Annotated in this window: 8 protein-coding genes and 4 pseudogenes; all 12 read left to right on the top strand. The window is 40.3% G+C overall.

From position 1 onward, the window contains the following. Nucleotides 1–547: pseudogene (locus HT687_RS09085) on the top strand (transposase); the annotation flags it as partial. Between the two features lie 102 nt (nt 548–649). Continuing rightward, nucleotides 650–757, top strand: a pseudogene (locus tag HT687_RS09080) (IS5/IS1182 family transposase); the annotation flags it as partial. Nucleotides 758–793: 36 nt separating this feature from the next. Next, nucleotides 794–943 carry a 50S ribosomal protein L33 gene (rpmG, locus tag HT687_RS09075; protein ID WP_001809104.1) on the top strand — a complete coding sequence of 50 codons (150 nt, stop codon included), beginning with the start codon at nt 794–796 and terminating at the stop codon, nt 941–943. Between the two features lie 39 nt (nt 944–982). Further along, nucleotides 983–1,216, top strand: coding sequence for a preprotein translocase subunit SecG (gene secG, locus HT687_RS09070; RefSeq protein ID WP_000282517.1), 234 nt, complete (start codon nt 983–985; stop codon nt 1,214–1,216). A 261-nt stretch (nt 1,217–1,477) separates the two neighbouring features. Continuing rightward, a complete protein-coding gene (rnr, locus tag HT687_RS09065) occupies nt 1,478–3,832 on the top strand; it encodes a ribonuclease R (protein ID WP_023937384.1) in 2,355 nt (784 codons plus the stop codon). Then, entirely contained in the window at nt 3,795–4,262 is a 468-nt protein-coding gene (gene smpB, locus HT687_RS09060; RefSeq protein WP_001051744.1) for an SsrA-binding protein SmpB, read from the top strand. The genes rnr and smpB overlap by 38 nt, the downstream gene beginning before the upstream one ends. Before the next feature lie 66 nt (nt 4,263–4,328). Beyond that, nucleotides 4,329–5,137, top strand: a pseudogene (gene tehB / locus HT687_RS09055) (SAM-dependent methyltransferase TehB). Nucleotides 5,138–5,209: 72 nt separating this feature from the next. Beyond that, nucleotides 5,210–6,163 carry a competence protein CoiA family protein gene (locus HT687_RS09050; RefSeq protein WP_000495916.1) on the top strand — a complete coding sequence of 318 codons (954 nt, stop codon included), beginning with the start codon at nt 5,210–5,212 and terminating at the stop codon, nt 6,161–6,163. A gap of 18 nt (nt 6,164–6,181) precedes the next feature. Further along, complete coding sequence (gene pepF, locus HT687_RS09045) at nt 6,182–7,984, top strand: oligoendopeptidase F (RefSeq protein WP_000244148.1); 1,803 nt, start codon at nt 6,182–6,184, stop codon at nt 7,982–7,984. 1 nt (nt 7,985) lies between these two features. Next, nucleotides 7,986–8,699 (top strand): O-methyltransferase, encoded by a 714-nt coding sequence (locus HT687_RS09040; protein ID WP_007285038.1) that lies wholly within the window; start codon nt 7,986–7,988, stop codon nt 8,697–8,699. A 66-nt stretch (nt 8,700–8,765) separates the two neighbouring features. After that, nucleotides 8,766–9,707: a peptidylprolyl isomerase PrsA gene (gene prsA / locus HT687_RS09035; protein WP_000727950.1), complete on the top strand. Its 942-nt coding sequence runs from the start codon at nt 8,766–8,768 to the stop codon at nt 9,705–9,707. A gap of 306 nt (nt 9,708–10,013) precedes the next feature. Next, a pseudogene (locus HT687_RS09030) lies at nt 10,014–10,109 on the top strand (IS630 family transposase); the annotation flags it as partial. Nucleotides 10,110–10,183: the final 74 nt, after the last annotated feature.

Below are 10,183 nucleotides of genomic sequence, written 5' to 3'. Positions count from 1 at the left end.
GAATACCTTCTTATGCCGACTATTCAATATGTGCGAGAATATCGAACTTATGAAGAAATTGCGGCTGATCTTGGTATTCACGAAAGCAACTTAATCCGTCGGAGTCAATGGGTTGAAGTAACTCTTGTTCAAAGTGGTGTTACGATTTCAAGAACTCCTCTCAGTTCTGAGGACACGGTAATGATTGATGCGACGGAAGTAAAAATCAATCGCCCTAAAAAAAGAATTAGCGAATGATTCTGGTAAAAAGAAATGCCACGCTATGAAGGCTCAAGCGATTGTCACAAGTCAAGGGAGAATTGTTTCTTTGGAGATCACTGTGAACTATTGTCATGATATGAAGTTGTTCAAAATGAGTCGCAGAAATATCGGACAAGCTGGTAAAATCTTGGCTGACAGTGGTTATCAAGGGCTCATGAAGATAGATCCTCAAGCACAAACTCCACGTAAATCCAGCAAACTCAAGCCGCTAACAGCTGAAGAGAAAGCCTGTAACCATGCGCTATCTAAGGAGAGAATCAAGGTTGAGAATATTTTTGACAAAGTATAGTAGATTGAAACTAGAATAGTACACCTCTACTTCTAAAACATTGTTAGAAATCGATTTGACTGTCTTGATCGATTTGTCCTGTTCTTATTTCATTTCACTATAAAAACGTTTAAAATGTTTTCAACAACCTATCGAAATCATCGTAAACGCTTCGGCTTACGAATGAATTTGATTGCTGGCATTATCAATCATGAACTAGGATTCTAGTTTTGCAGGAAGTCTAATAAAAGTAAAGGAAATCTAGTGCGAGTAAAAATTAATCTCAAATGCTCCTCTTGTGGCAGTATCAATTACCTAACCAGTAAAAATTCAAAAACCCATCCAGACAAGATTGAGGTTTTAAAGTATTGTCCCAAGGAAAGAAAAGTAACCCTACATCTTGAATCTAAGTAGATTTTATGGTAAAATAATAGGGATTGTAAGGAGTTTGATATGTATAACCTATTATTAACCATTTTATTAGTATTATCTGTTGTGATTGTGATTGCGATTTTCATGCAACCAACTAAAAACCAATCCAGCAATGTATTTGATGCCAGCTCAGGTGATTTGTTTGAACGCAGTAAAGCACGCGGTTTCGAAGCTGTGATGCAGCGTTTGACAGGGATTTTAGTCTTTTTCTGGCTAGCCATTGCCTTAGCATTGACGGTATTATCAAGTAGATAAGAAAATAATGGGCAGGACTAGGTCTTTGCCTCTTTTTGTTTTTATATTCTTCAAAAATCTCTTCAAACCACGTCAGCTTTCATCTGCAATCTCAAAACAGTATTTTGAGCTGACTTCGTCAGTTCTATTCACAACCTCAAAACGGTGTTTTGAGCAACCTGCGGCTAGCTTTTTAGTTTGCTCTTTGATTTTTATTGAGTATGAAAGGATGTTTGAGAAGGTTTTACAGTAAAAGAAAATTAAAAAATCTAGAAAGAAAATATGAAAGATAGAATAAAAGAATATTTACAAGATAAGGGAAAGGTGACTGTTAATGATTTGGCTCAGGCTTTGGGAAAAGATAGTTCCAAGGATTTTCGTGAGTTGATTAAAACCTTGTCCCTAATGGAAAGAAAGCATCAGATACGCTTTGAAGAAGATGGTAGTCTGACATTAGAAATTAAGAAAAAACATGAGATTACCCTCAAGGGGATTTTTCATGCCCATAAAAATGGCTTTGGCTTTGTTAGTCTGGAAGGCGAGGAGGACGACCTTTTTGTAGGAAAAAACGATGTCAACTATGCTATTGATGGTGATACCGTTGAGGTAGTGATTAAGAAAGTCGCTGACCGCAATAAGGGAACAGCAGCAGAAGCAAAAATTATTGATATCTTAGAACACAGTTTGACAACTGTTGTAGGTCAAATCGTTCTGGATCAGGAAAAACCTAAGTATGCAGGCTATATCCGTTCGAAAAATCAGAAAATCAGCCAACCCATCTATGTTAAGAAACCAGCCCTTAAACTGGAGGGAACAGAAGTTCTCAAGGTCTTTATCGATAAATACCCAAGCAAGAAACATGATTTCTTTGTCGCGAGTGTTCTCGATGTGGTGGGACACTCAACAGATGTCGGAATTGATGTTCTTGAGGTCTTGGAATCAATGGACATTGTATCCGAGTTTCCAGAAGCTGTTGTCAAGGAAGCAGAAAGTGTGCCTGATGCTCCGTCTAAAAAGGATACGGAAGGTCGTCTGGATCTAAGAGATGAGATTATCTTTACCATCGATGGTGCTGACGCCAAGGACTTGGACGATGCGGTGCATATCAAGGCCTTGAAAAATGGAAATCTGGAGCTTGGTGTTCACATCGCAGATGTTTCCTACTATGTGACCGAGGGGTCTGCCCTTGATAAGGAAGCTCTTAACCGCGCAACTTCTGTCTATGTGACTGACCGTGTGGTTCCAATGCTTCCAGAACGACTATCAAATGGCATCTGTTCTCTCAATCCCCAAGTTGACCGTCTGACCCAGTCTGCTATTATGGAGATTGATAAACATGGTCGTGTAGTCAACTACACCATCACACAAACGGTTATCAAGACAAGCTATCGGATGACCTATAGCGATGTCAATGATATCCTAGCAAGCGACGAGGAAAAGAGACAAGAGTATCAGAAAATTGTTCCTAGTATCGAACTTATGGCCAAACTTCACGAAAGGCTAGAAAACATGCGTGTGAAACGTGGAGCCCTCAATTTCGATACCAATGAAGCCAAGATTTTAGTGGATAAACAAGGTAAGCCTGTTGATATCGTTCTTCGTCAGCGTGGTGTTGCCGAGCGGATGATTGAGTCTTTTATGTTGATGGCCAATGAAACAGTTGCTGAGCATTTCAGCAAGCTGGACCTACCTTTTATCTATCGAATTCACGAGGAGCCTAAGGCTGAAAAGGTTCAGAAGTTTATTGATTATGCTTCGAGTTTCGGTATTCGAATCTATGGGACTGCTAGTGAAATGAGTCAAGAGGCACTTCAAGATATTATGCGAGCAGTTGAGGGGGAACCTTATGCAGATGTATTGTCCATGATGCTTCTTCGCTCCATGCAGCAGGCTCGTTATTCGGAGTATAATCACGGGCATTATGGACTTGCGGCTGACTATTATACTCACTTTACTAGTCCGATTCGTCGTTATCCAGACCTTCTTGTTCACCGTATGATTCGTGATTACGGCCGTTCTAAGGAAATAGCAGAGCATTTTGAGCAAGTGATTCCAGAGATTGCGACCCAGTCTTCCAACCGTGAACGTCGTGCCATTGAGGCTGAGCGTGAAGTCGAAGCCATGAAAAAGGCTGAGTATATGGAAGAATACGTGGGCGAAGAGTACGATGCGGTTGTGTCCAGCATTGTCAAGTTTGGTCTCTTTGTTGAATTGCCAAACACAGTTGAAGGCTTGATTCACATCACAAATCTACCTGAATTTTATCATTTCAATGAGCGTGATTTGACTCTTCGTGGGGAGAAATCAGGAACAACTTTCCGTGTAGGTCAGCAAATCCGTATCCGAGTTGAAAGAGCCGACAAGATGACGGGTGAAATTGACTTCTCTTACATCCCAAGTGAGTTTGATGTGATTGAAAAAGGCTTAAAACAGTCTAATCGTAGTGACAGAGGGCGTGGTTCAAATCGTCGTTCAGATAAGAAGGAAGATAAGAGAAAATCAGGACGCTCAAATGATAAGCGCAAGCATTCACAAAAAGACAAGAAGAAAAAAGGAAAGAAACCTTTTTACAAGGAAGTAGCTAAGAAAGGAGCCAAGCATGGCAAAGGGCGAGGGAAAGGTCGTCGCACAAAATAAAAAGGCGCGCCACGACTATACAATCATAGATACGCTAGAGGCAGGGATGGTTCTGACTGGAACTGAAATCAAGAGTGTACGAGCTGCTCGAATCAATCTCAAGGATGGCTTTGCCCAAGTAAAAAATGGAGAGGTCTGGTTGAGCAATGTCCATATCGCTCCTTACGAAGAGGGCAATATCTGGAACCAAGAACCAGAACGTCGTCGTAAACTCCTGCTCCATAAAAAGCAAATCCAAAAGTTGGAACAAGAGACTAAAGGGACAGGAATGACCCTGGTTCCTCTTAAAGTCTATATCAAAGACGGTTATGCCAAGCTTCTTTTAGGTTTAGCTAAAGGGAAGCATGACTACGATAAGAGAGAGTCTATCAAACGTCGTGAGCAAAACCGCGACATCGCGCGCGTGATGAAAGCTGTTAATCAGCGATAAAAAGAGGAATTGAAAATGGAAAAATTAGTTGCCTATAAACGCATGCCTTTGTAGACTAAAGAAACCATGCCTGAAGCTGTTCAGCAAAAGCACAATACAAAAGTTGGGACTTGGGGAAAATTACTGTCTTGAAGGGAGCTCTCAAGTTTATTGAATTGACAGAAGAAGGGGAAGTTCTAGCTGAACACCTCTTTGAAGCAGGGGCAGATAATCCCATGGCACAACCACAAGTCTGGCACCGAGTGGAAGCTGCCACAGATGATGTGGAATGGTACTTGGAATTTTATTGTAAACCTGAGGATTATTTCCCTAAGAAATACAATACCAATCCTTTTCATTCAGAGGTTCTAGAGGCCATGCAGACAGTAAAACCAGGGAAAGCTTTGGATTTGGGTTGTGGTCAGGGGCGCAATTCTCTTTTTCTAGCCCAGCAAGGTTTTGATGTGACGGCTGTAGATCAAAATGACCTGACCCTTGAAATCTTGCAAAGTATTGTGGAGCAAGAAGATCTGGACATGACTGTTGGTCTTTACGATATCAATTCAGCTAGCATTGGGCAAGAATATGATTTTATCGTATCAACTGTTGTTCTCATGTTTCTACAAGCAGACTGCATTCCAGCTATTATTCAAAATATGCAGGATAAAACCAGTGTTGGTGGCTATAATCTTATCGTTTGTGCTATGGACACGGAGGATTATCCTTGCTCAGTGAACTTCCCATTCACCTTTAAAGAAGGGGAATTGGCAGACTATTACAAGGATTGGGAATTGGTTAAGTACAATGAAAATCCAGGCCATTTGCACCGTCGCGATGAAAATGGCAATCGTATTCAACTACGCTTTGCGACCATGCTAGCCAAGAAAATCAAATAAAAATGAATGAAGATTAGGAATTTTCCTGATCTTTTTTCTTTTTTACGAATAATATAGAAAAGGAGGGAAATCATGTTTGTTGCGAGAGATGCTAGGGGAAAATTGGTAAATGTGTTAGAGGATAAGCTTGAGAAGCAAGCATACACCTGCCCAGCTTGTGGAGGTCAGCTTCGTTTGCGTCAAGGACCAAGTGTACGGACCCATTTTGCCCATAAATCCTTAAAAGACTGTGATTATTCCTCTGAAAATGAAAGTTCAGAACATCTGGCCAATAAGGAATCACTTTATCACTGGTTGAAAAAAGATTCAGAGGTTCAATTAGAATACCTGCTTCCAGAACTTAAACAGATTGCGGATGTGTTTGTAAATGGCAATCTAGCTTTAGAGGTTCAATGTAGTCCCTTGCCACAAAAAGTTCTTAAAGAGCGCAGTGAGGGTTATCGTAGCCAGGGTTACCAAGTACTGTGGCTACTGGGAGAAAAACTTTGGCTCAAGGAGCGTTTGACTCGTCTGCAACAAGGTTTTCTCTATTTTAGTCAAAACATGGGCTTTTATGTTTGGGAAGTAGACAAGGGAAAGCAGATTTTAAGGCTTAAATATCTCATACACCAGGATCTTCGAGGTAAACTCCATTATCAAATCAAGGAATTTCCCTGTGGTCAAGGTAGTCTACTGGAGATATTACGTTTTCCCTATAAGAAACAAAAAATATCTCATTTTACAGTTTCTGAGGATAAGGACATCTGTTGTTATATCCGGCAACAACTGTACTATCAAAATCCCATTTGGATGAAAGAACAAGCAGAAGCCTATCAAAAGGGAGAAAATGTCCTGACTTATGGGCTGAAAGAATGGTATCCACAAATTCGACCACTAGTAGGTGATTTTTGCCAAATTGAGAAGGATTTGACCAGCTATTATCAGTATTTTCAAATCTATTACCAAGAAAATCCTCAAAATGATTGGCAAAAGCTTTATCCACCAGCCTTTTATCAGCAATATTTCTTGAAAAATATGGTAGAATAGAAAGGATGGAGGAATCTAATGGTATTACAAAGAAACGAAATAAATGAAAAAGATACATGGGATCTATCAACGATCTACCCAACTGACCAGGCTTGGGAAGAAGCCTTAAAAGATTTAACAGAACAGCTGGAGACAGTAGCCCAGTATGAAGGCCATCTCTTGGATAGTGCGGATAGCCTACTCGAAATTACTGAATTTTCTCTTGAAATGGAACGCCAGATGGAGAAGCTTTACGTTTATGCTCATATGAAGAATGATCAGGATACACGTGAAGCTAAGTATCAAGAGTACTATGCCAAAGCAATGACACTCTATAGTCAGCTAGACCAAGCCTTTTCATTCTATGATCCTGAATTTATGGAAATTAGTGAAAAGCAGTATGCTGACTTTTTAGAGTCTCAACCAAAATTGCAGGTTTATCAACACTATTTTGACAAGCTTTTGCAAGGAAAGGATCATGTTCTTTCACAACGCGAAGAAGAATTATTAGCTGGAGCTGGAGAAATCTTTGGTTCAGCAAGCGAAACCTTCGCTATTTTGGACAATGCGGATATTGTGTTCCCTTATGTCCTCGACGATGATGGTAAGGAAGTTCAGCTATCTCATGGGACCTACACACGTTTGATGGAGTCTAAAAATCGTGAGATTCGCCGTGGGGCCTATCAAGCCCTTTATGCGACTTACGAACAATTCCAACACACCTATGCTAAAACCTTGCAAACCAATGTTAAGGTGCAAAACTATCGTGCTAAAGTTCGCAACTACAAGAGCGCTCGTCATGCAGCCCTAGCGGCTAATTTTGTTCCAGAAAATGTTTATGACAATTTGGTAGCAGCAGTTCGCAAGCATTTGCCACTCTTGCATCGTTACCTTGAACTTCGTTCAAAAATCTTGGGAATTTCAGATCTCAAGATGTACGATGTCTACACACCACTTTCATCTGTTGAATATAGTTTTACCTACCAAGAAGCCTTGAGAAAAGCAGAAGATGCCTTGGCAGTCTTGGGTGAGGATTACTTGAGCCGTGTTAAACGTGCCTTCAGCGAGCGTTGGATTGATGTTTACGAAAACCAAGGAAAGCGTTCAGGTGCCTATTCTGGTGGTTCTTACGATACCAATGCCTTTATGCTTCTTAACTGGCAGGACAATCTGGACAATCTCTTTACTCTTGTTCATGAAACAGGTCACAGTATGCATTCAAGCTATACTCGTGAAACGCAACCTTATGTTTACGGAGATTATTCGATCTTCTTGGCTGAGATTGCCTCAACGACCAATGAAAATATCTTGACGGAGAAATTATTGGAAGAAGTGGAAGACGATGCAACGCGCTTTGCTATTCTCAATAACTTCCTAGACGGTTTCCGTGGGACAGTTTTCCGCCAAACTCAATTTGCTGAGTTTGAACACGCGATTCACCAAGCGGATCAAAATGGTGAAGTCTTGACAAGCGATTTCTTAAATAAACTCTATGCTGACTTGAACCAAGAGTATTATGGTTTGAGTAAGGAAGACAATCCGGAAATCCAATACGAGTGGGCTCGGATTCCACACTTCTACTATAACTACTATGTATACCAATATTCAACAGGCTTTGCGGCGGCCTCAGCCTTGGCTGAAAAAATTGTCCATGGTAGTCAAGAAGACCGTGACCGCTATATCGACTACCTCAAGGCAGGTAAATCTGACTATCCACTTAATGTCATGAGAAAAGCTGGCGTTGATATGGAGAAGGAAGACTATCTCAACGATGCCTTTGCAGTCTTTGAACGTCGTTTGAATGAGTTTGAAGCCCTTGTTGAAAAATTGGGATTGGCGTAAGATGGTTGAATCGTATAGTAAAAATGCCAACCATAACATGCGTCGCCCTGTCGTCAAGGAAGAAATTGTAGACTTGATGCGTCAGCGTCAAAAGCAAGTCACAGGTTCCTTGAAAGAATTGGAAGACTTTGCCCGCAAGGAAAATATTCCCATTATTCCCCATGAAACGGTTGTTTATTTCAGGTTTCTCATGGAAACCATGCAACCTAAAAACATTCTGGAAATTGGGACGGCTATCGGTTTTTCAGCTCTCTTGATGGCAGAGCATGCGCCAAATGCTAAGATTACAACCATTGACCGTAATCCAGAAATGATTGGTTTTGCCAAGGAAAATTTTGCCCAGTTTGACAGTCGCAAGCAAATCACTCTCCTAGAGGGAGATGCGGTAGACGTCTTATCTACACTGACAGAGTCTTATGATTTCGTCTTTATGGATTCTGCCAAGTCTAAATACATCGTCTTTCTGCCAGAAATCCTCAAACATTTGGAAGTTGGAGGTGTGGTTGTCTTGGATGATATTTTTCAAGGTGGTGATGTTGCCAAGGACATTATGGAAGTTCGTCGTGGCCAGCGAACCATTTATCGAGGACTTCAAAGACTATTTGATGCAACCTTAGACAATCCAGGACTCACCGCAACATTAGTACCTCTGGGGGACGGCATTCTCATGCTTCGTAAAAATGTAGCAGATGTTCAATTGCCTGACAGCGAATGATTTTCAGAAAAATTTAAGAAAATATAGTAAAATAGATAGAGTAACACTTATCTCAAAGGAGTAGACATGAAGAAAAAACTATTGGCAGGTGCCATTACACTATTATCAGTAGCAACTTTAGCAGCTTGTTCGAAAGGTTCAGAAGGGGCAGACCTTATCAGCATGAAAGGGGATGTCATCACAGAACATCAATTTTATGAGCAAGTGAAAAGCAACCCTTCAGCCCAACAAGTCTTGTTAAATATGACCATCCAAAAAGTTTTTGAAAAACAATATGGCTCAGAGCTTGATGATAAAGAGGTTGATGATACTATTGCCGAAGAAGAAAAACAATATGGTGAAAACTACCAACGTGTCTTGTCACAAGCAGGTATGACTCTTGAAACACGTAAAGCTCAAATTCGTACAAGTAAATTAGTTGAGTTGGCAGTTAAGAAGGCAGCAGAAGCTGAATTGACAGATGATGCTTACAAGAAGGCCTTTGACGAATACACTCCAGATGTAACGGCTCAAATCATCCGTTTGGACAATGAAGACAAGGCCAAAGAAGTTCTCGAAAAAGCCAAGGCAGAAGGTGCTGATTTTGCTCAATTAGCCAAAGATAACTCAACTGATGAAAAAACAAAAGAAAATGGTGGAGAAATTACCTTTGATTCTGCTTCAACGGAAGTACCTGAGCAAGTCAAGAAAGCCGCTTTCGCTTTAGATGTAAACGGCGTTTCTGATGTGATTACAGCAACTGGCACACAAGCCTACAGTAGCCAATATTACATTGTAAAACTCATTAAGAAAACAGAAAAATCATCTAATATTGATGACTACAAAGAAAAATTAAAAACTGTTATCTTGACTCAAAAACAAAATGATTCAACATTTGTTCAAAGCATTATCGGAAAAGAATTGCAAGCAGTCAATATCAAGGTTAAGGACCAAGCCTTCCAAAATATCTTTACCCAATATATCGGTGGTGGAGATTCAAGCTCAAGCAGTAGTACATCAAACGAATAGTCCAAATCAATAAGTCAGGGAAAAAACTCGACTTCAGGAAAAAATGAAGTAAATCTTCCCACAATAAAACGCATAGTACAAGGTTTTCAATACCTGATATTATGCGTTTTTTGATTTTAAAGACTTTTTGACTAGCCCCATTTTTTAACTTAATACTCAGTGAAAAGCAAAGATTAAACTAGGAAGCTAGCTGTAGGCTGCTCAAAGAACAGCTTTGAGGTTGCAGATAAGTCTTATGAGGTCACCAACATATATAATGTGAAGCTGACGTGGTTTGAATAGATTTTAGAAGAGTATGAGTTGGAAGTTTTAATGGATAATGCAAGATTCCATAGAATGGGTAAGCTAGAGTTCTTATGTGAAGAGTTTGGGCATAAACTTTTACCTCTTCCTCCCTACTCATCTTATACTCAATGAAAATCAAAGAGCAAACTAGGAAACTAGTCGCAGGTTGTACTTGAGTACGGCAAGGCGAC

It is taken from the genome of Streptococcus sp. 1449, from assembly GCF_013276805.1.
Lineage (GTDB): Bacteria > Bacillota > Bacilli > Lactobacillales > Streptococcaceae > Streptococcus > Streptococcus pseudopneumoniae.
This window is presented reverse-complemented; position numbering and strand designations above follow the sequence as displayed.